Here is a 19,515-nt window from a genome sequence, read left to right on the forward strand (position 1 = left end):
GCCGAGCGGAGGCCGGCCCGGTGTCGGCGGCGCGTGGTGTGCTGGACGCATGGGCTTCGATGCGCGGTTCCTGGGGGTCGAGGCGCCGATGCCGTCGGTTCCCGAGGCGGATGCCGCGGCATCCGTCGCCCTCGACCACCTGCACTTCACGATCGTGCTCGACACGCGCCGTCGGTTCGCGCGCATGACCGGCGTCAACGTCGACGGCGCCGCGCTCGTCGAGGTCGAACGGCGCGACGACTGGGAGTACGACGCCCGCATCCCGGAGGACTGGCAGGCCGGGCCCGAGGTGTACGCGCGCAACGACCTCGATCGGGGGCATCTCGTCCGCCGCCGCGACCCGGTCTGGGGTCCGCCCGAGGTCGCGGCGCGCGCGAACGCCGAGACCTTCCGCTACCCGAACGCGGCGCCGCAGCAGGCCGAGTTCAACCAGTCGCTCGAGCTGTGGAACGGGCTGGAGGACCACGTGCTCGCGTTCGCCCGCGTGCACGCGCAGCGGCTCAGCGTGTTCACCGCACCCGTGCTCGCGGTCGACGACCCGCCCTACCGCGGCATCCAGGTGCCGCTGCGGTTCGTGAAGGTCGTCGCCTGGCGTTCAGGCGACGAGCTCGCCACGGCCGGTTTCCTGCTCGACCAGGCTCCCGTCGTCGACCTCGACGATCCGATGCGGAGCAGGGCGGGCATCGCCGCGCGCGAGCGAGCGCGCGTCGCCGCCGGCGCGGCCGAGGTGCCCGACCTCGGCCCGTTCCGCACGTTCCAGGTGGCCGTCGCCGACATCGCGGCGATCACCGGGGTCGAGATGCCCCTGCTCGTCGCCGCCGACCGCATGACTCCGGCGCTCGCCGCCGACGGCCCGCGCGAGCTCACGCAGCCGGAGGACCTGCGGCTCGGCGCGCCGTAGTCGCGACGTCCTCCAGCACCTGCAGTCCCTCCGGCCATTCGCCGAGCCCGCTCGCGGCGTTCACGTGCCCGCGCGCCCCGAGGTCGACGAAGCCGGCGCCCCACGCCGCCGCGAACTCCGCGCTCCGCGCGAGTTCCGCGTAGGGGTCGTCCGTCGAGGCGAGCACGGTGGCCGGGAGGCCGAGCGGCGCGCTCGGGAGCGTGAACCCGCCGGTCACCGCCGCACGAGGGAAGGCAGGGCCCGACGGGTCGGGGGGAGCGACCAGGAAGGCGCCCGCCGTGCGCGCGGACGCGGCATCCGCCTCGATCGTCCAGTGCGCGACCGCGAGGCAGCCCAGGCTGTGCGCGACGAGCAGCGGCGGGGCCGGGCTCGCCGCGACCGCGCGGTCGATCGCCGCGACCCAGTCGCCGACCTCGGGCTCGTCCCACGACGCCGGGGCGATCCGGAGGGCCCCGGGCAGCGCGGCCTCCCAGCGCGACTGCCAGTGCTCCGGACCGGAGCCACCGATGCCGGGGACGATGACGAGGGGGTGGGTCACGGCGACAGCATGGCATCCCGGGCCGCGCCGGGCCGACGCATTCCGTCATCGATCGGGCGGTGACAGGCTGGGAGCATGGCGGAACCCGAGATCCTCCGCACCGACGTGCTCGTCGTGGGCGCGGGGCCGAGCGGGCTCATGGCCGCGGTGGTCCTCGCCCGCCGCGGCGTCGACGCGATCGTCGTGGACGGCAAGGACGGCCCCACGCACGAGTCGCGCGCACTGCTCGTGCAGGCGCGCTCGATGGAGCTGTACGACCAGCTCGGGCTCGCCGACCGGGTCCTCGCCGGTCGGGCCGAGGCGAGCGGCGCGGTGCTCGGGTTCCGGCATCGAGAGCTCGGGCGGATCCCGCTGCGACGGTTCGGCGAGGGGCTCACGCCCTTCCCCGACCTGACGGTCTTCGAGCAGAGCCGCAACGAGCGCCTGCTCGTCGATGCCCTCGCCGAGTCCGGGCGCGAGGTGCGCTGGCGCCACCGACTCGTCGCACTGCGGTCGCAGACCTCGCTCGTCTCCGCGACCCTCGACGGCCCCGACGGCGCCCTCATCGTCGAGGCGCGGCACGTCATCGGCGCCGACGGCGCGCACTCGGCCGTGCGCGAGCTGCACGGCATCCCCTTCGAGGGCGTGACGAACCAGCACACGTTCTTCGTGGCGGACGCGATCGGCGTCAGCGGCCTCGTCGAGGGCTGGGTGAACGTCCGCTTCGCGCCCGATGACCTGCTGCTGTCGTTCCCGATGGGCGGGGAGGGGCACCACCGCATCCTGGGCGTCGTGCGCGACACCGAACTCGAGGGTGCCGACGAGCTGTCCGAGAAGCTCCTGCGTTCGCGCCTCGCGCGCGGGTTCACGGTGGGCTACCGCTCGTCGACCTGGTTCGCGACGTACCGCCTGCACCACCGGGTGGCGGCCCGGTTCCGCGACGGGCGGTGCTTCCTCGTCGGCGACGCCGCGCACATCCACTCCCCCGTGGGAGGCCAGGGCATGAACACGGGCCTCCAGGACGCGCACAACCTCGCGAACGCGCTGGGCGACGTGCTCGTCGGCGGGATGCCGCCGACGCGCCTCGACCGGTACGAGGCGGAGCGCCGCCCGGTCGCGCTGAAGCTCGTCGCCACGACGGACCGACTGTTCGGGAACGTGACGTCGGAGTCGCGCCTGGCGCACGCCGTCCGCGGACGCATGGTCCCGACGGTCGGACGCCTGCTCGCGCCCGTGCTGCCGCGGATCCTCGGTGGAGACCGCGTGTTCGGCCTCATCTCGCAGATCCGCATCAGGTACCGGATGTCCGACCGGACGCCCTCGCGCTCGCAGGTGCGCGACGACGTCGTGGGCAAGCGGCTGCCGTACACCGGGGGCGACCCGTCGAACTTCGATGCGCTGCGCTCGTTCCGGTGGCAGGTGCACGGGTACGGCGCGCCGGCCGAGCTCGTCCGCGGCGTCGCCGCATCGCTCGGCCTCGAGCACCACGTCCTCCCGCCCGCGGCGGGACGGCTCCGCTCGGACCGGCTCTACCTCGTGCGCCCCGACGGGTTCGTGGCGGCCGAGGCGAGCACCACCGCCGGGCGTCGGGCGCGTCGAGGCGCGGTGCCGGCGAGCTTCCTCGAGCAGCTCGACGGCTGAGCGCGCGCGGCCCGACGGTTCAGCCCCCGGCCGGCGCCTCCTCCGAGGCGGCGACGGGCACCGGCGCGACGCGCGCGGTCCAGGCCGCCGCGTCGCGCGACATCGTCCAGGGCTCGGTGCGGCGCAGGCCGTGGCATCCGAGCACGACCTTCGCGACGCCATCGGCCAGGTCGCGCGACGACGGCGGGTTGATGCGGTTCAGCTCGTCGAGGCTGAACGCGTCGACCGCGATCGGCTCGATGCCTCCGGCCGTGTACAGCAGCAGGTCCCACGACTCGACGTCGTCGGTCACGACGACCCGCCGCAGCTCGACCCGCCCCGCGTGCTGCACCTCGTCGTCGGTCAGGCTTCCGAATGGCTTCGTCATCGTGCACCCCTGATCCCAGCCAACCGCAGCGCGGGTCGGCCGCGCGACAGGCGCGGGGGCGAGTCGCGCACCGCGTATCGTCGTCCCGTGACGCACGAGACCGACCCGGTGCCCGTCGGGGCACCCTCCGGCGCAGCCCTGGCTCGCCGTCGGTTCGCCGGAGCCGCGACGCAGCTCGGCACGGAGGTGTCGATCAACTTCGGCTCGTCGCTCGCCGGACTCGTCATCCCGGTCGTCGGTGCGTTCGTCGTCGTCGCGGTCCGCCAGCTGGTCATGGCTGCCGCGGTGCTCCCGTTCTACCGTCCGAAGCGCGCGAGCCTCACGTGGCGCCGGCTCCGCCCGGCGATCGCCCTCGGCGTCGTGCTCGCCGTCATGAACGTCTCGTTCTACGTCTCCATCGACCTGCTCGGTCTCGGCGTCGCCGCGACGATCGAGTTCCTCGGCCCGCTCGCGATCGCGCTGTTCGCCTCGCGCCGTGTGCTCGACGTCGGCTGCGCCGTCGCCGCCGGCGCCGGCGTCGTGCTGCTGATCGCACCGGGCATCGGGGCGGATGCCGCGGGCGGGCCGTCGGCGGCGGAGGCGGGCGTCGACCCCGTCGGCGTGCTGCTCGCGCTGACGGCCGCCGCCAGCTGGGCCGCCTACATCCTCCTCACGCGCCGCGTGGCGACGCGCCTTCCGGGGCTCGAGGGCCTCACGGTCGCGAGCCTCGTCAGCCTCGTGCTGCTGCTGCCCGTCGCGGCCTGGACGTTCGACCCGGCCGTCGTCGACTGGCGCGTCGCCGGACTGCTCCTCGGCGTCGGCGTGCTCAGCTCGGCGCTGCCCTACAGCCTGGACACCTACATCCTCCGTCGCATCACGCCGCGCCTCTACGCGATCATCACGAGCTTCGGGCCGGTGATCGCGGCGGTCTTCGGCGTGCTGGTCCTCGAGGAGTCGTTCACGCCGGTCGAGGCGATCGCGATCGTCGTCGTGTGCGGGGCCGCCGCCCTGGCGCTGGCCACGCAGCGGGATCGCCGGGTCAGCGACCTCGAGGCCACCGCCCAGACGATCCCCTGAGCCGACGCGGGACGAGCGACCCGTGCGCGCGCGTGCGCCGCGTCGTAGCGTGGGGAGCAGGTGCGGCAGCGGAGCCGTCCCCGACGTCGAGGAGGACGCGATGGCCGTGATCGGGTGGATCGGGCTCGGGCACATGGGCGGGCCGATGGCCGCCCATCTCGTCGAGGCGGGACACGAGGTCGTCGGCTTCGACGTCGATCCGGGCATGGCCGAGCGCGCGGCGGCCACGGGCGTGCGGGTCGTGACGGATGCCGCGACCGCGGCACGCGACGCCGACGCCGTGTTCACCTCGCTGCCGAGGTCCGAGCACTCGCGCGAGGTGCTCATCGGGGGAGCGGGCGGGCGGGTCGGCGTCTTCGACGTCGTGCGTCCCGACACCCTCGTGCTCGACACGTCGACCGTGGACGTCGCCACGTCGCGCGCGAGCCACGACGCGGCGTTCGTGCGTCGCCTCCGCTTCGTCGACGCGCCCGTGTCGGGCGGGATCGCCGGCGCCCACGCCGGGACGCTCACGTTCATGCTCGGCGGCGAGGAGGCCGGGACGGGCGAGGCCGCTCGGCTCGTCGAGCCCATGGCGGGGCACGTGTTCGTCGTCGGCGGGCCGACGTCGGGCATCGCGGCCAAGCTCGCCAACAACCTGATGCTCTTCATCACGCTGCAGGCCTCGTCGGAGGGCGCCCGGCTGGCGGAGGCGCTCGGGCTCGACCCGACCGTGTTCCACGACATCGCGACCGTGTCGTCGGGCGACTCGTGGCCGCTTCGCACGTGGTACCCGGTGCCCGGCGTCGTGCCGACGAGCCCGGCGAACCGCAACTTCGACGCGACGTTCACGACCCGACTCGCCGAGAAGGACCTGTCGTACGCGCTCGAGGCCGGCGAGGCCGCCGGGCTCGACCTCGCGGCGGGCCGGCTCGCCATGGAGCGGTTCAGCCGCCTCATCGACGAGGGCTACGGCGACCTGGACTGCAGCCTGGTCGTCAAGTACGTCGGCCGAGACGGCCGCACCCCGGGGTTCGATCCGGACGCGTAGGGCCGGCCGGCGCGACATCCGCCAACTCGATCCTGTCGAGTTCTTGCGCTCGTTCGCGTAGCATTGCCGCCGTGTCGAGGAGGCTGGCGGACGTCGCGCGCAAGGTCGGCGTGAGCGAGGCGACGGTCAGTCGCGTCCTGAACGGCAAGCCCGGCGTCTCGGCGTCGACGCGCGACGCGGTGCTCACGGCGCTCGACGTGCTCGGCTACGAGCGGCCGACGAAGCTGCGCGGCGAGCGGGCGAGGCTCGTCGGGCTGATGATGCCCGAGTTGCAGAACCCGATCTTCCCGGCGCTCGCCGAGGTCATCGGCGGCGGCCTCGCCCAGAACGGGTTCACGCCCGTGCTCTGCATCCAGACCGCGGGCGGGGTCTCCGAGTCCGACTACGTCGAGCTGCTGCTGCACCAGCAGGTCTCGGGCGTGATCTTCACGGGCGGCGCGTACACGCAGGCCGAGGCGAACCACGACCACTACGAGCGACTGCGCGAGCTGAAGCTGCCCACGGTGCTCGTGAGCGCCCCCGTCGACGGACTCGGGTTCTCGACGGTGTCGTGCGACGACGTCGTCTCGATGGAGCAGGCGTTCGGCCACTTGCTGCAGCTGGGGCACGAGCGCATCGGCATCCTCCTGGGGCCGCGCGACCACGTGCCGTCCCAGCGCAAGCACGCCGCGGCGATCGCCATGGCCGAGCGCCACGGCGTCGAGCTGCCCGACGAGTTCGTGGTGCACTCGCTCTACTCGCTGGAGTCGGGGCAGACGGCCGCGGCGAAGCTCCTCGCGGCCGGCGTCACGGGCATCGTGTGCGCGAGCGACCCCATGGCGCTCGGCGCGGTGCGGGCGGTTCGCCGCGCGGGCCTGCGCGTGCCCGAGGACGTGTCGGTCATCGGCTACGACGACTCGGCGCTGATGAACTGCACCGAGCCGCCGCTGACGACCGTGCGCCAGCCGATCGAGTCGATGGGCAAGATGATCATCGAGCTGCTGATGCGGCAGATGACGAGCGACGGCGTCACGGGCGACGAGGTGTTCTTCGCGCCCGAGCTCGTGGTGCGCGCCTCGACGGCGCCCGCCAGGCGCTGACCAGACCGGCGACCGGCGACCCGCGACCGGCGCCCCCGAGCCCCACGTGCGGTCGTCGGTGCTCGCCCTGCCGGATCCGGCGTTCGGTCGCGTCGTGCTGCCGACGCGCAAGCGAGCACCGCAATCGCGCGCAAGTCGTCGCAAACTTTTGGTCTGATGTTGAAAAGTTGCATCATCCTGTTGCTCTCATTACGTTGACGGGCATCGACGCCGTGGTCCACCTGACGCGGCGCGCCGACCGCCCACGACAGGAGCACGAACGCCGTGACCACGCCGCTCACCGAGGCCGCCGCCGCCGACGTCACCGTTCCCGCGGCCGCGCCCGCGCCGACCCCCGCGGCGCTCACGGCCGATCCGCTCTGGTGGCGGAGCGCCGTGATCTACCAGGTCTACGTCCGCAGCTTCGCGGACTCCGACGGCGACGGCACCGGCGACCTCCGCGGAGTCCTCGCGCACCTCGACCACCTGCAGGAACTCGGCGTCGACGCGCTCTGGTTCAACCCCTGGTACCCGAGCCCGCTCGCCGACGGCGGCTACGACGTCGCGGACTACCGTGACATCCACCCGGCGTTCGGCACGCTCGGCGATGCCGAGGAGCTCATCGGCGCGGCGCTCGAGCGCGGCATCCGCACCATCATCGACATCGTCCCCAACCACGTCTCCCACGAGCACCCCTGGTTCCGGGCGGCGCTCGCCGCGGAGCCGGGGAGCCCCGAGCGGGAGCGCTTCTGGTTCCACCCCGGGAAGGGTCCGAACGGCGACGAGCCGCCGACCGGCTGGGTGTCGAACTTCCAGGGCGGCACGTGGACGCGCACGACGAACCCCGACGGCACGCCGGGGGAGTGGTACCTGCACCTGTTCGCCCCCGAGCAGCCCGACCTCAACTGGAACCACCCCGACGTCCGCGCCGAGCACGAGGACATCCTCCGATTCTGGTTCGACCGCGGCGTGGCGGGCGTGCGCATCGACTCGGCCGGCCTGCTCATCAAGGACCCGGGGCTTCCCGAGGTGCCCGCCCTCGTCGAGCCCGGCGGACACCCGACCGAGGACCGCGACGAGGTCCACGACGTCTACCGCGCGTGGCGGCGCGTCGCCGACTCGTACGAGGGCACGCGCGTGCTCGTCGGCGAGGTCTGGGTGCCGGATGCCGCCCGCTTCGCGGCCTACCTGCGCCCCGACGAGATGCACACGGCCTTCAACTTCGACTTCATGGCCCGCCCGTGGGATGCCGCGGAGCTACGCGCCTCGATCGACCTCATGCTCGACGCGCACGCCCCGGTCGGTGCACCGAGCACGTGGGTGCTCTCGAACCACGACGTGACCCGTCCGGTCACGCGCTACGGACGCGAGGACTCCGGCTTCGCGTTCGCGCGAAAGCGCTTCGGCACGCCGACCGACCTCGACCTCGGAACCCGGCGCGCCCGCGCCGCGGCCCTCCTCACCGCCGCCCTGCCCGGCTCGCTGTACCTCTACCAGGGCGACGAGCTCGGCCTGCCCGAGGTCGACCTGCCTCGCGACGTCCTCGAGGACCCGATGCACTTCCGCTCGGGCGGAGTCGACCCGGGCCGCGACGGATGCCGCGTGCCGCTGCCGTGGCGCGGCACCGCCTCGCCCTTCGGCTTCAGCCCAGACGGCGCGCGTGCCGCACCGTGGCTCCCGCAGCCCGCCGAGTGGGCGGCGCTCAGCGTGCAGGCGCAGGAGGCCGACGCCGGCTCGATGCTTCGGCTCTACCGCGACGCGCTGCGCATCCGTCGACGCGAGCCCGGCTTCGGCGACGGCCCCATGGCGTGGCTCGACCTCGGGCCAGACGTGCTCGCGTTCTCCCGCGGCGACGACCTCGTCTCGGTCACCAACCTCGGCCGCACGCCGGTCGAGCTCCCCGATCACGAGCGGATCCTGCTCGCGAGCGCCCCGCTCGCGGGCGGCCTGCTCGCATCCGACTCGACGGCCTGGCTCCGCGTGCGGACCGGGACGGAGAGCCCGCGGGCCACCGCGGAACGCACCCACCTCCGCACCACCACCTGAACACAGCACCGAAAGGACCACGACAATGAAGTCATCACGCAGAATCGCGATCGCGGGCGTCACCGCGCTGGCGGTCGCGGGCGCCCTCGCCGGATGCACGTCTGGAAGCGGCTCGGAGGACGGCACGCTCGAGCTCCGCGTCGCGACCTTCCCGCCCGGAGCCGACCAGGCGGCGTACGACGCCTTCACCGAGCAGGAGGCGCAGTTCGAGGAGGCGAACCCCGACATCGACATCGTCGGGGTCGAGTACGAGTGGACGGCGCCGACGTTCGCGGCCCAGCTCGCCGGCGGCAGCCTCCCCGACGTCTTCACGGTCCCGTTCACCGACTCGAAGACGCTGCTCGAGAACGGCCAGCTCGCCGACGTCACCGACGAGGTCGAGGAGCTCGGCTACGCCGACAAGTTCAACCCGATCATCCTCGAGGAGGTCACCGACGCCGACGGACGGGTCTTCGGCTTCCCGCGGCAGGCGTACGCCAACGGCCTCCACTACAACCGCGCCCTCTTCGAGCAGGCCGGACTCGACCCCGACAGCCCGCCGACCACGTGGGACGAGGTCCGCGAGGCTGCGAAGCAGATCTCGGAGGCGACCGGCAAGGCCGGGTACGCGACCATGGCGACCGGCAACACCGGCGGATGGCAGCTCTCGGTGCAGGCCGACTCGCGCGGCGCGTCCCTGCAGACCGCGAACGGCGACGGCACCTATACGTCGACGATCGACGACGACGCCACGCGGGCGACGCTGCAGTTCCTGCACGACCTGCGCTGGGAGGACGACTCGATGGGCGCGACGTTCGACCTCGACTGGGGCACGATCAACCAGGAGTTCGCCGCCGGCAACGTCGGCATGTACACCTCCGGGTCCGACGTCTACACGGCGCTCGTGCGCGACTTCGGCATGGCCCCCGACGACTACGGCCTGACGGTCATCCCCACCGAGGACGGCGGCGGCGTGCTCGGCGGCGGCGACATCGCCGTGATGCCGCCGAACCTCGACGACGCCACGACGGCGGCCGCCGTGAAGTGGATCGACTGGTACTACATGCAGAAGCTGCTCGACGAGGATGCCGCGGTGGCCGATGCGAAGGCCCTCTCCGACGCGGGCCAGGCGGTCGGGACCCCGGTGCTGCCCGTGCTCGACCAGGCCACCTACGAGGAGTCGCTCACCTGGATCGAGCCGTATGTGAACGTGCCGCTCGACCAGATGGCGGGCTTCACCGAGGGCATCTTCGAGCAGACGCCGATCGGCGAGTTCAAGGGGCAGACGCAGCCGATCTACGCGCTCATGGACAACCTCGTGCAGGCCGTGCTCACCGACGAGAACGCCGACATCGACGCGCTCCTCGCGCAGGTCGACGCCGACGCGCAGGCGCTGCTCGACCAGTAGCCCCGCGAGGATGCCGCGGCCGCGACCTCCCCGCGCGGCCGCGGCATCCGCCCCCCACCCTCGCCGCCGCCCCGCGGCATCCGCCCCCCGCCCGAGCCAGGAGCACCGATGACGATGACCCGAGACCCGGAGGTCGCCGACGCGGCCGCCGACCGGCCGCCCCGGCCGCCGTCGGACGTGCCGGCCCACCGGAAGCGGCGTCGCACGCCGATGACCTGGCTCCGCGGCGGCGGACTGTCGAACCTCGCGTTCGTCGCGCCGATGCTCGTCGTCTTCGCCGTCTTCAGCTGGGGGCCGATCGTCCAGGCGGTCGTGATGAGCTTCCAGAAGACGAACCTCGTCTCGCCGCCGGTGTTCGTCGGCATCGACAACTTCGTGCGCGTGCTCTCCGACCCGAACCTCGGCACGGCCGTCGTGAACACGCTGTACTTCGCACTGCTCGCGCTGCTGTTCGGCTTCCCGCTGCCGCTGCTGCTCGCGGTGATGATGAGCGAGGTGCGCCGCGGCAAGGGGCTGTACAGCGCGCTCGCCTACCTGCCGGTCGTCATCCCGCCGGTCGTCGCGGTGCTGCTGTGGAAGGTGTTCTACAACGCCAGCCCCGACGGCGTGTTCAACACGATCCTCGGCTGGGTGGGCATCCCGCCGCAGCCGTGGCTGCAGTCGTCGGCCACCGTCATGCCCTCGCTCGTGCTCGAGGCGACGTGGGCCGCCGCCGGCGGCGCGATCATCATCTACCTCGCCGCGCTCATCGCCGTGCCGCCGGAGCTGTACGACGCCGCCGAGGTCGACGGCGCCGGCATCTGGCGCAAGATCTGGCACGTCACGCTGCCGCAGCTGCGCGGCGTGCTCTTCATCATGCTGATCCTGCAGGTCATCGCGACGAGCCAGGTGTTCCTCGAGCCGTTCCTCTTCACGGGCGGGGGGCCGAACAACGCGACCCTCACCATCCTGCTGCTCATCTACCGGTACGCATTCCAGAACAGCCTCGGCGGGGCGTACGGCGAGGCGACCGCGCTCAGCCTCATGCTCGCGATCTTCCTGGCGCTCCTCAGCTGGGCGTACTTCAAGCTCACCGAACGTTGGAGCACGAATTGACCGGCGCACCCGACCAGCCCCTGCTCGACCGCCCGCACGGCGCGGCCCCGCGTCCGCGCCTCCTCGGCCTCGCACGCCGCGGTCGCGCCGCATCGACCGACGAGCAGGGCGACCGCGGCGTGCTCTCGACCGCCGACCGCCGCCGCGGCAGCGTCCGCGCGTCGATGACGTTCGTGCACGGCTTCCTCTTCGTCGGGCTGGTCGTCGCGGGGCTCGGGCCGCTGCTGTGGCTCGCGAAGGCCGCGGTGACGCCCACGCAGGACACGCTCTCGCAGCCGTTCGCGCTCTGGCCGAACGGCGTCGACTGGGCGAACCTCGAGAGCGCGTGGAACGACATCCACATCGACCAGTACTTCCTCAACACGATCTGGGTCGCGGCGGGCTCCTGGTTCTTCCAGCTGCTCATCGCGACGACCGCGGGCTACGCGCTCTCGGTGCTGCGGCCCAAGTACGCGCCGATCCTCAACGCGCTCGTGCTCGCGACGCTGTTCATCCCCGCGGTGGTGCTGCTCGTGCCCCTCTACCTGACGATCCTGAACCCGCCCGTGATCGGCACGTCGCTGCTGAACACGTACTGGGCGGTGTGGCTCCCGGCGGCGGCGAACGCGTTCAATATCCTGCTCGTCAAGCGCTTCTTCGACGGCCTGCCGCGCGAGGTCTTCGAAGCGGCGAAGACGGATGGCGCGGGGCCCTTCCGGGTGTTCTGGTCGATCGTGCTGCCGATGTCGAAGCCCATCCTCGGCGTGGTGTCGGTGTTCGCGGTCATCGCGGCGTGGAAGGACTTCCTCTGGCCGTTGCTCGTGCTGCCGGACCCCGCCGTGCAGCCGCTGTCGGTGAGGCTGCCCGCGGTGCAGTCGCAGACCGAGCTCGACGTGTTCCTCGCGGCGCTCGCCATCTCGACGCTGATCCCGGTCGTCCTGTTCCTCCTGTTCCAGCGGCTCTTCCTCCGCGGGGCGGGCCTCGGGGGCGCGGTCAAGGGCTGAGGCGGGCCGCCGACCGGGTGCCGACGGCCGCGAGCTCGCGGCATCCGTTCACCTTGACCTCGGTACCCTCGAAGGGGCGACGCGAGGAGGTGCGGATGGGGGGATTCCCGTGGCCGTGGAGTCGACGCGGCCGGGTCAAGATGGCGCCGTTCGACCGCTCGCGGCTGCCCGAGGCGCGCCTCGCCACCTTCGACGAGATGCTCGAGGAGGGCATGCTCATGGCCGAGTCGGCCGGGCGGATGGCATTGAAGAACCGGCTGATCGTCCACGCGCTCCGCACCGACGAGCCGTTCTCAGACGAGCACGCCGCATCCGAGGCGCGAGCAGTGCTGTACGAACTCGTGCAGGAGGCCGATGAGGCCGCCGAGCACGTCGCCGACGAGCGCACCGCCGCGGGCAAGCGCGAGGGCCGCTCGCAGCACCAGCACGACTACCACCGGGACGACCTGCTCAACCTCCGCCGGCGTGAGAAGGTCTACGCCTCGGTCGCGAAGGAGCTCTGGAGCAAGCGGTCGGATGACGCCTACGTCGCGCACTTCGTCGAGCGCGCCCGCGAGGACGCCTGGCAGGAACTCGGCGCCGCGATCGAGCAGGAACTCGATCGCCGCTGGCCGCGCTACGACGAGGAGCCCGACTACGCCGAGCATCGCGCCGAGCGCATGTCCGACGTGGGCGGCGACCTCATGCGCGACCTCGCGCGGCGCGCGGCGCAGCGGGCCGTCGAGGCGATCCCCGAGTACTGACGCGCCCCCGCGGCATCCGTCGGCCGACCGGCCCGGACCGGCACACTGGGCGCATGACCCGTCACTGGACCCCGCTCGCCGTCGTCTACCTCGTGGCCGCCGTCGCGGGCCTCGTCGGCACCTGGACGTACAACGCGATCGCGATCGCCGAGCGGAACGACTTCGTCGGCGACCTGGTCTCGAGCGGCCCGGCGGTGTCGTCGATCACGACCGACCTGCTCGTGGTCGCGGTGGCCGGGAGCATCCTGATCGTCGTCGAGTCGCGCCGACTCGGGATGCGCTTCGCATGGGCGTACATCGTCGGATCGGCGTTGACGGCGTTCGCGTTCACGTTCCCGCTCTGGCTCGCGATGCGCGAGCGGCGGCTCGCGACGCTCCGGGACGCGCAGGCGGCGACGCCCGGGGCGCCGCGACCGTAGCGTCAGCGGCGCTCGAGCGCGGCGACCATGCGGGTCACGTCGCGGCGGACCCGGTCGCGGACGTCGACGCCCGTCAGGGACGGGCGGAGGCCGGCGGGCGCCTGCAGCCAGGCCGCGACCGCTCCCGTCACGCGTACGAGGAGCTCGGCGGGGGAGTCGTCGGCCGGGAGCGCCCCCTCGCGCTGCGCACGTCGGAGGGCATCGAGCTTCTCGCCGTAGAGCTCGAGCTCGCGTGGCGTCGGCTCGTGGGCCTCGAGGTTTCGGCGGGCCTGGAACCGCACGACCTCCGGATGGCTCAGGGCGTAGTCGAAGAGCGCGACGGCGTAGCCGGGGAGGTCGTCGGGCGTGAAGGGGACCTCGACGTGCACGCGCTCGATGACCTCGTCGGCGACCGCGTCGTACAGCCCCTCCTTGCTCCCGAAGTAGGCGTAGATCATGCGCTGGTTCGCCGACGCGGCATCCGCGATGCCGGCGATGCGCGCACCGGCGAAGCCGCCCTCGGCGAACTCGGCGAGGGCGGCATCGAGGATGCGGCGGCGTGTCTGTGCGGCGTCCCTGGCCACGCGGTTCCCCTTCCGTGGGTGCCGCGGACGGTGCGCGCGGCACAAGTAAGTAAGTGCTTGTTGACATTCTAGCCCACCGTGTCGTACCGTTGGTAAGCAAGCAGTTACTTATTCGGAGGATCACCATGGTCAAGACCGCTCTCGTCACCGGCGCCTCATCCGGCATGGGTCGTGAGATCGCGCTGCGACTCGCCGCCGACGGCTACACCGTGTACGGCGCCGCGCGCCGCGTCGAGCGCATGCGCGACCTGGCGGAGTCCGGCGTGCGCGTGATCGGCATGGACGTGACGATCGACGACCAGGTCGTCGCCGCGGTCGACCGCATCATCGCCGAGACCGGGCGCATCGACGTGCTCGTGAACAACGCCGGCTTCGGGCTGTACGGCGCCGTCGAGGACACCACGATGGAGGACGTCCGCTACCAGTTCGACGTCAACTTCTTCGGCGTGGCCCGCCTGACCCAGCTCGTGCTGCCGCACATGCGTGCGCAGAAGTCGGGTCGAATCGTCAACATCTCCTCGGTCGGAGGCGAGATCTACACCCCGCTCGGGGCCTACTACCACGCGACCAAGCACGCACTCGAGGCGTGGTCCGATGCGCTCCGGTTCGAGGTCGCGCAGTTCGGAATCGAGGTGGTGATCGTCCGACCCGGACTGATCGACACCGAGTGGTCGGCGATCATGGCCGCGCCGATACTGGAGCGGAGCGGGGACGGCGCGTACGCGCGCCTCGCCCACGTCGTCGTCTCCCGCAGTGGCGGTGAACTCGGCGGGTCGTCGCCGTCCGTGATCGCCGATGCCGTCTCGAAGGCCGCTTCCGCTCGCCGGCCCCGCACACGATATTCGGTCGGCCGTCTGGCCAAGCCGCTGATCGCGGCGCGACGAGTGCTCACCGACCGAGGGTTCGACCGCCTGCTCGCCGTCGCCGGTCGCTGACGAACGGGACTAGCGTTGGTCGCATGACCGACGCAGCTTCGGAGGGCCCCGCCGCCCCGTGGGATGCGGGACGCTGGACCCGCGATCCCGTCGCGGTCCGCGCGGACGGCGAGGGGATCGTCGTCGAGGCCGCGGAGGGGAGCGACTTCTGGCGGACGACCCAGTACGGCTTCGTGCACGACGACGGCCATGCGCTGCTCGGCCCGTGGCCGGCGGACGCCGCCGTCGAGGTCGCCGTCGACACGTCGACGCTCACCGGCCTGTACGACCAGGCCGGACTCTTCCTCCGCGGCGGCGACGAGCTCTGGATCAAGGCGGGCCTCGAGGTGACCGACGGCGTCCTCCACGTGGGGGCGGTCGTCACGAATCGCGTGTCCGATTGGTCGCTCGCCCCGGTCCCCGAGTGGGCGGGCGAGATCGTGACCGTGCGGGCGAGCCGGTCCGGGGTCGACGGCGACGCGGTGACGCTTCGCGCGCGTGCGGGCGACGGCCCGTGGCGCACCATCCGGGTCGCCCCGTTCGATGCGGATGCCGCGACCGCCGGACCGATGGCCTGCGCGCCGACGCGCGACGGCCTGAAGGTGCGCTTCACGGGGTGGGCGTTCGTGCCGGCCGACGTCGACCTGCACGAGGATCCTCCGGTCGCCTGACCGTCGCCGGGACGCGCGACCGGACGGGACCACGGTCCCGGTCCGCCTGGGCCGTCCCGCCTACGCTGGCCGCGCATGGACGAGCCGCGCGTCACGGAGCCCGCGGCATCGGGGCTGAGCAGCGCGGATGCCGCGGCGCGGCGCGCCCGAGACGGCGCGAACGTGCTGCCCGGCGCGAAGCGTCCGTCGGTGCTGCGCCGGCTCGTCGGAGAGCTCACGCACTTCTTCGCGCTGCTCCTGTGGGGCGCCGCGGTGCTCGCGTTCGTCGCCGGTCTGCCCGAGCTCGGCGTGGCGATCATCGCGGTGATCGTCGTGAACGCGATCTTCGCGATCGTGCAGCAGGCTCGCGCCGACCGCGCCGCCGACCGGCTCCAGGAGATGCTCCCCGCACGCGTCACGGTCCGTCGTGACGGACGTCGCCGGCAGGTCGACGCGGTGGACGTCGTCGAGGGCGACGTGCTCCTCCTCGAGAGCGGCGACCGGATCCCGGCCGACGCGGAGGCGGTCGCGGCGAACCGGCTGCTGGTCGACACGTCCATGCTCACGGGGGAGAGCGTCGCGGCGAGCGTGGAGCCGGGCGCCACGCTCTTCGCGGGCACGTTCGTGGTCGAGGGCGAGGCCCGGGCCCGCGTGACGGCGACCGGCGCACGGACCCGCCTGGCCGGCATCGCCCGCATGACGACCACGGCGACGCCGGACACGCCGCTCACGCGGGGCCTGCGCGGGGTCGTCCGCCTGACCGCCTCCATCGCGATCGGTGCGGGGCTGCTGTTCCTCGTGATCTCGATGCTCGTCGGCAACCCGCTGCAGGACGCCTTCGTCTTCGCGATCGGCGTCACCGTGGCGCTCGTCCCGGAGGCGCTGCTGCCGACCGTCACGCTCTCGCTCGCCCTCGGTTCCGAGCGGATGGCGCGACGCTCCATCCTCGTGCGCAACCTCGAGGCGGTCGAGACCCTCGGGTCGACGACCTTCATCTGCACCGACAAGACGGGCACGCTCACGCGCAACGAGATGACCGTCGTGCACGCGTGGACGCCGTCCGGTGAGCTCGCCGTGGAGGGAGGCGGGTACGGGCCGGAGGCCGTGCTCTCGTGGGTCCCGCCCGGCGCGGCCCCGCCTGTCCGGGAACTCGCCGTGGCCGCGATGCGCTGTTCGACGGGCTACGCCGAGGAGATCGCAGGCGGGTGGCGTCCGCACGGCGACCCGATGGAAGCCGCGTTCGACGCGCTCGCCCGACGGCTCGGCGTCGACACCGATGCCGACCGGCGCGCGACGCCCCCGGAGCTCCGGTTCCCCTTCGACCCGCAGCTCCGGCGCATGGCGGTCGTCCTGGCCGACGAGGTGATCGTGAAGGGAGCGCCGGATGCGGTGCTGCCGCGGTGCTCGGACGCCGATGGGACCGCCGGCGCGGCGCCCGCCGACGTCGCGGCCGTCGTCGACGACCTCACGGGTCGCGGGCTGCGCGTCATCGCCGTGGCGGCGGCCCCGCGCGCAGGCCGCACGCCGACGACGCAGCTCGAGGCGGAGGAGGGCCTGCGGCTGCTCGGCCTGCTCGCGTTGCAGGATCCGCCGCGCGACGGCATCGCGGACTCGCTGCGCGCGTGCCGTCAGGCGGGAGTCCGCGTCGCGATGATCACGGGCGACCACCCCGCCACCGCGCGGGCGATCGCCGACGAGGTGGGGTTGCGCTCGCACGACGCGCCCGTGCTCACGGGCGCCGACCTGCCCGCCGACGACCAGCACCTGGGTGCCGTGCTCGACCACGACGGCGTGGTGGTCGCACGCGTGTCACCCGAGGACAAGCTGCGCATCGCGCGCGCCCTCCGCGCGAGGGGTCACGTCGTGGCGATGACCGGCGACGGCGTGAACGACGCCCCGGCGCTGCACGAGGCGGACATCGGGGTGGCCATGGGGAAGGGTGGCACGGACGTCGCCCGAGAGGCGGCCGACCTCGTGCTCCTCGACGACTCGTTCGCCGGGATCGTGGCGGGCATCGAGCAGGGGCGCGCGACCTACGTGAACATCCGCCGGTTCCTCACGTATCACCTCACCGACAACGTCGCCGAGCTCACCCCATTCGTCGTCTGGGCGCTCTCCGGCGGACAGTTCCCGCTCGCGCTCGGGGTGCTCCAGATCATCGCCCTCGACCTCGGCACCGACACGCTATCTGCTGTGGCCCTCGGCGCCGAGAAGCCCGCGAAGCACCTGCTCGAGGGCCCGCCCGTGGGTGGACGACTCATGAACGCCACCGTGCTCCGCCGCGCATTCGGCGTGCTCGGCCCGCTCGAGGCGCTGCTCACGATGACGGCGTTCGTGGTGTCCCTCGTCGCGCTCGGATGGCGTCCGGGCGAGTCCTTCCCGTCCGGACCCGACCTGATGGCGGCCTCGGGTGCGGCGTTCATGACCGTGGTCCTCGCGCAGACCGCGAACGCGTTCGCGTGCCGCTCCTCGACGAGGTGGCCCGGGGCACTCGGATGGCTCACCAACCGGCTGCTCGTCGTCGGCGTGCTCGTGGAGCTCGCGTTCTCGCTCGTGGTGCTGTTCCAGCCCACGGTCGCCGGGATCCTCGGACAGGCGAATCCGCCGTTCGCGGGGTGGGCGGTCGCGCTCGCGTCGGTGCCGATCCTGATCGCGGTGGACGCGGCGGACAAGCACCTCCGTGCCCGGCACGTGCATCCGCACGCGGCATCGGCGGCGAGCGGCCCGCCGACCGCGCCCGAGCTCGGCGCGCCCTCGTCTACGGCGTGATGTGATGGCTCGCGCGGAACACGTCGCGGGGGTCGACCTCGCGCTTGACCGCGCGCAGGCGCTCCAGCGTCTCGGGCGGGAAGATCTCGGTCACGATGTCGGCGCCGAACTCGGGCGTGAAGTTCGAGTAGCGACCGTTCGTGAAGGCCATCGCGGCGTCGATGCCCTCGTGCGCCGCGGCGACCGCCTCGGGGGCCGCGTCGGCCGGTACCAGCCGGTTCACCGCGACGAGCGCCTGCCCGTCGCGTTGGGCGACGGCCGTGGCATCCGCCGGCACGCGCGAGAAGGCCCCACCGAGCGCCCTGAGCAGCAGCATCGTGTGGATCTCGTGGTCGAGCGTCGCGGCGAACGCATCGAGCGCGGCGTCGGAGAGGTCGGGCACGAAGCCGTTGCCGCCGACGAGCTCGAACGGCGGCTCGCCGGGCGGGGCGTCCTCGAGGAGGTCGCCGTAGCCCACCGGTGCCAGCGAGACGTGCGTGACGGACGGCAACGAGAGCAGGGGGCGAAGCAGGTGCCGGAGTTCCTCCTCGGAGCCCTGCAGCGCGACCACGAGCTGCGGACCGGCAGGCATCTCGGGCATGAGCGGCGGCATGACCATGAGCGTCGAGTTGAGCTCGTCGGGGCCGTCGCGCATGACGTCGCGCCAGGCTCCCAGCACCGCGCGCGCGTCGGACTGGTCGAACATCACCCGACCGCCGACGAGGCCCTCGACGTGCGCCGCCTGGTAGGTGAACCGCGTCGCGACGCCGAAGTTGCCGCCGCCGCCGCGCACCGCCCAGAAGAGGTCGGGGTGCGACTCGGCGTCGACCTCGAGCACCTCGCCCGCGGCGGTCACGAACTCGACCCGGCGGAGGATGTCGATCGTCAGGCCGTGCGTGCGGACCAGCCAGCCGATGCCGCCGCCGAGCGTGAGACCGCCGACGCCGACGTCGCGCGTGTCGCCGGAGGTCACGCCGAGGCCGTGAGGAGCGAGCGTCGCCGCGACGTCGCCCCAGTGGGCGCCGGCGCCCACGTGGACGAGCCCGTCGCCCGCGACCTCGATCGAGGAGAGCGCGGACAGGTCGATCATGACGCCGCCCGCTGCGGCAGGCGGGGAGCCGTGCCCGCCCGAGCGGACGGTCAGGGGCACGTCCGCCGCCACGGCGGAGCGGACGGCTTCGGCGACCTCGGTCGCGGAGGTCGGGCGCACGACCGCGTCGGGCGTGCCCTGGCCGGCGAAGACGTGGGCGCCGGCCTCGTACTCGGGGGTGCCGGGCGCGTGCACGCGCTGGGGCATCCGCTCACTCAGTTCGGTGACGAACGACATGACGGTCAGTCTGGGCCGGGCCGCCGACATCCGCGACCCCTGTTCAGGCGCCGCGCGTCGAGATCCTGCC

Annotated in this window: 18 protein-coding genes; 14 read left to right on the forward strand and 4 right to left on the reverse strand. The window is 72.9% G+C overall.

The features are described from left to right. Window positions 1-49: 49 nt before the first annotated feature. Entirely contained in the window at window positions 50-901 is an 852-nt protein-coding gene (locus tag GJR97_RS08945; RefSeq protein ID WP_154346117.1) for a DNA/RNA non-specific endonuclease, read from the forward strand. Here the strand turns inward: GJR97_RS08945 and GJR97_RS08950 are convergent. Continuing rightward, window positions 864-1,439, reverse strand: coding sequence for an RBBP9/YdeN family alpha/beta hydrolase (locus tag GJR97_RS08950; RefSeq protein ID WP_324613312.1), 576 nt, complete (start codon window positions 1,437-1,439; stop codon window positions 864-866). The genes GJR97_RS08945 and GJR97_RS08950 overlap by 38 nt on opposite strands. Window positions 1,440-1,514: 75 nt before the next feature. Between GJR97_RS08950 and GJR97_RS08955 the strand changes: the two genes are divergently transcribed. Further along, the gene (locus tag GJR97_RS08955) at window positions 1,515-3,059 is read left to right on the forward strand and encodes an FAD-dependent monooxygenase (protein WP_154346118.1); all 1,545 of its coding nucleotides are present in this window, start codon (window positions 1,515-1,517) and stop codon (window positions 3,057-3,059) included. A gap of 19 nt (window positions 3,060-3,078) precedes the next feature. Here the strand turns inward: GJR97_RS08955 and GJR97_RS08960 are convergent, their stop codons facing one another. After that, the gene (locus GJR97_RS08960; protein ID WP_154346119.1) at window positions 3,079-3,426 is read right to left on the reverse strand and encodes a hypothetical protein; all 348 of its coding nucleotides are present in this window, start codon (window positions 3,424-3,426) and stop codon (window positions 3,079-3,081) included. Window positions 3,427-3,513: 87 nt separating this feature from the next. Here GJR97_RS08960 and GJR97_RS08965 point away from each other — a divergent pair, with 87 nt between their 5' ends. The 9 genes from GJR97_RS08965 (at window position 3,514) to GJR97_RS09005 (ending at window position 13,243) form a co-directional block, all read left to right on the forward strand. After that, complete coding sequence (locus tag GJR97_RS08965; RefSeq protein ID WP_324613313.1) at window positions 3,514-4,482, forward strand: EamA family transporter; 969 nt, start codon at window positions 3,514-3,516, stop codon at window positions 4,480-4,482. Window positions 4,483-4,582: 100 nt separating this feature from the next. Next, window positions 4,583-5,512 (forward strand): NAD(P)-dependent oxidoreductase, encoded by a 930-nt coding sequence (locus GJR97_RS08970; RefSeq protein ID WP_154346120.1) that lies wholly within the window; start codon window positions 4,583-4,585, stop codon window positions 5,510-5,512. Window positions 5,513-5,583: 71 nt separating this feature from the next. Further along, on the forward strand, window positions 5,584-6,591 hold the full coding sequence (locus GJR97_RS08975) for a LacI family DNA-binding transcriptional regulator (protein WP_324613314.1): 1,008 nt from the start codon (window positions 5,584-5,586) through the stop codon (window positions 6,589-6,591). Between the two features lie 264 nt (window positions 6,592-6,855). After that, on the forward strand, window positions 6,856-8,616 hold the full coding sequence (locus tag GJR97_RS08980) for a glycoside hydrolase family 13 protein (RefSeq protein WP_407643584.1): 1,761 nt from the start codon (window positions 6,856-6,858) through the stop codon (window positions 8,614-8,616). A 25-nt stretch (window positions 8,617-8,641) separates the two neighbouring features. Further along, the gene (locus tag GJR97_RS08985; protein ID WP_154346121.1) at window positions 8,642-10,003 is read left to right on the forward strand and encodes an extracellular solute-binding protein; all 1,362 of its coding nucleotides are present in this window, start codon (window positions 8,642-8,644) and stop codon (window positions 10,001-10,003) included. Window positions 10,004-10,111: 108 nt separating this feature from the next. Further along, entirely contained in the window at window positions 10,112-11,098 is a 987-nt protein-coding gene (locus GJR97_RS08990; RefSeq protein WP_154346122.1) for a carbohydrate ABC transporter permease, read from the forward strand. 119 nt (window positions 11,099-11,217) lie between these two features. Then, complete coding sequence (locus GJR97_RS08995) at window positions 11,218-12,081, forward strand: carbohydrate ABC transporter permease (RefSeq protein WP_324613355.1); 864 nt, start codon at window positions 11,218-11,220, stop codon at window positions 12,079-12,081. Between the two features lie 95 nt (window positions 12,082-12,176). Continuing rightward, window positions 12,177-12,824, forward strand: a complete 648-nt coding sequence (locus GJR97_RS09000; protein WP_154346124.1) for a hypothetical protein — start codon at window positions 12,177-12,179, stop codon at window positions 12,822-12,824. A gap of 53 nt (window positions 12,825-12,877) precedes the next feature. Beyond that, the gene (locus GJR97_RS09005) at window positions 12,878-13,243 is read left to right on the forward strand and encodes a DUF2834 domain-containing protein (protein WP_154346125.1); all 366 of its coding nucleotides are present in this window, start codon (window positions 12,878-12,880) and stop codon (window positions 13,241-13,243) included. 2 nt (window positions 13,244-13,245) lie between these two features. Here GJR97_RS09005 and GJR97_RS09010 read toward each other — a convergent pair whose 3' ends face one another. After that, a complete protein-coding gene (locus GJR97_RS09010) occupies window positions 13,246-13,806 on the reverse strand; it encodes a TetR/AcrR family transcriptional regulator (RefSeq protein WP_195760647.1) in 561 nt (186 codons plus the stop codon). Between the two features lie 125 nt (window positions 13,807-13,931). Between GJR97_RS09010 and GJR97_RS09015 the strand changes: the two genes are divergently transcribed. The 3 genes from GJR97_RS09015 to GJR97_RS09025 all read left to right on the forward strand — a co-directional run bounded on the left by GJR97_RS09015 (window position 13,932) and on the right by GJR97_RS09025 (window position 18,139). Further along, complete coding sequence (locus tag GJR97_RS09015; RefSeq protein ID WP_154346127.1) at window positions 13,932-14,741, forward strand: oxidoreductase; 810 nt, start codon at window positions 13,932-13,934, stop codon at window positions 14,739-14,741. Between the two features lie 23 nt (window positions 14,742-14,764). Beyond that, on the forward strand, window positions 14,765-15,391 hold the full coding sequence (locus tag GJR97_RS09020) for a DUF1349 domain-containing protein (RefSeq protein ID WP_154346128.1): 627 nt from the start codon (window positions 14,765-14,767) through the stop codon (window positions 15,389-15,391). 75 nt (window positions 15,392-15,466) lie between these two features. Then, window positions 15,467-18,139 (forward strand): cation-translocating P-type ATPase, encoded by a 2,673-nt coding sequence (locus GJR97_RS09025; protein WP_154346129.1) that lies wholly within the window; start codon window positions 15,467-15,469, stop codon window positions 18,137-18,139. Here GJR97_RS09025 and GJR97_RS09030 read toward each other — a convergent pair. Then, window positions 18,129-19,445 (reverse strand): FAD-binding oxidoreductase, encoded by a 1,317-nt coding sequence (locus GJR97_RS09030; protein WP_195760648.1) that lies wholly within the window; start codon window positions 19,443-19,445, stop codon window positions 18,129-18,131. The two genes, GJR97_RS09025 and GJR97_RS09030, sit on opposite strands and share 11 nt — an antisense overlap. Between the last annotated feature and the right edge of the window lie 70 nt (window positions 19,446-19,515).

Source organism: Agromyces kandeliae (assembly GCF_009674665.1).
In the GTDB taxonomy this organism is placed as follows: domain Bacteria; phylum Actinomycetota; class Actinomycetes; order Actinomycetales; family Microbacteriaceae; genus Agromyces; species Agromyces kandeliae.

Excerpts from the sequence above, each read along its gene's own strand:
- GJR97_RS08945 (WP_154346117.1), top strand. The coding sequence starts at position 50 with ATGGGCTTCGATGCGCGGTTCCTGGGGGTCGAGGCGCCGATGCCGTCG.
- GJR97_RS08955 (WP_154346118.1), top strand. The coding sequence starts at position 1,515 with ATGGCGGAACCCGAGATCCTCCGCACCGACGTGCTCGTCGTGGGCGCG.
- GJR97_RS08960 (WP_154346119.1), bottom strand. The coding sequence starts at position 3,426 with ATGACGAAGCCATTCGGAAGCCTGACCGACGACGAGGTGCAGCACGCG.
- GJR97_RS08970 (WP_154346120.1), top strand. The coding sequence starts at position 4,583 with ATGGCCGTGATCGGGTGGATCGGGCTCGGGCACATGGGCGGGCCGATG.
- GJR97_RS08985 (WP_154346121.1), top strand. The coding sequence starts at position 8,642 with ATGAAGTCATCACGCAGAATCGCGATCGCGGGCGTCACCGCGCTGGCG.
- GJR97_RS08990 (WP_154346122.1), top strand. The coding sequence starts at position 10,112 with ATGACGATGACCCGAGACCCGGAGGTCGCCGACGCGGCCGCCGACCGG.
- GJR97_RS09000 (WP_154346124.1), top strand. The coding sequence starts at position 12,177 with ATGGGGGGATTCCCGTGGCCGTGGAGTCGACGCGGCCGGGTCAAGATG.
- GJR97_RS09005 (WP_154346125.1), top strand. The coding sequence starts at position 12,878 with ATGACCCGTCACTGGACCCCGCTCGCCGTCGTCTACCTCGTGGCCGCC.
- GJR97_RS09015 (WP_154346127.1), top strand. The coding sequence starts at position 13,932 with ATGGTCAAGACCGCTCTCGTCACCGGCGCCTCATCCGGCATGGGTCGT.
- GJR97_RS09020 (WP_154346128.1), top strand. The coding sequence starts at position 14,765 with ATGACCGACGCAGCTTCGGAGGGCCCCGCCGCCCCGTGGGATGCGGGA.
- GJR97_RS09025 (WP_154346129.1), top strand. The coding sequence starts at position 15,467 with ATGGACGAGCCGCGCGTCACGGAGCCCGCGGCATCGGGGCTGAGCAGC.
- GJR97_RS09030 (WP_195760648.1), bottom strand. The coding sequence starts at position 19,445 with ATGTCGTTCGTCACCGAACTGAGTGAGCGGATGCCCCAGCGCGTGCAC.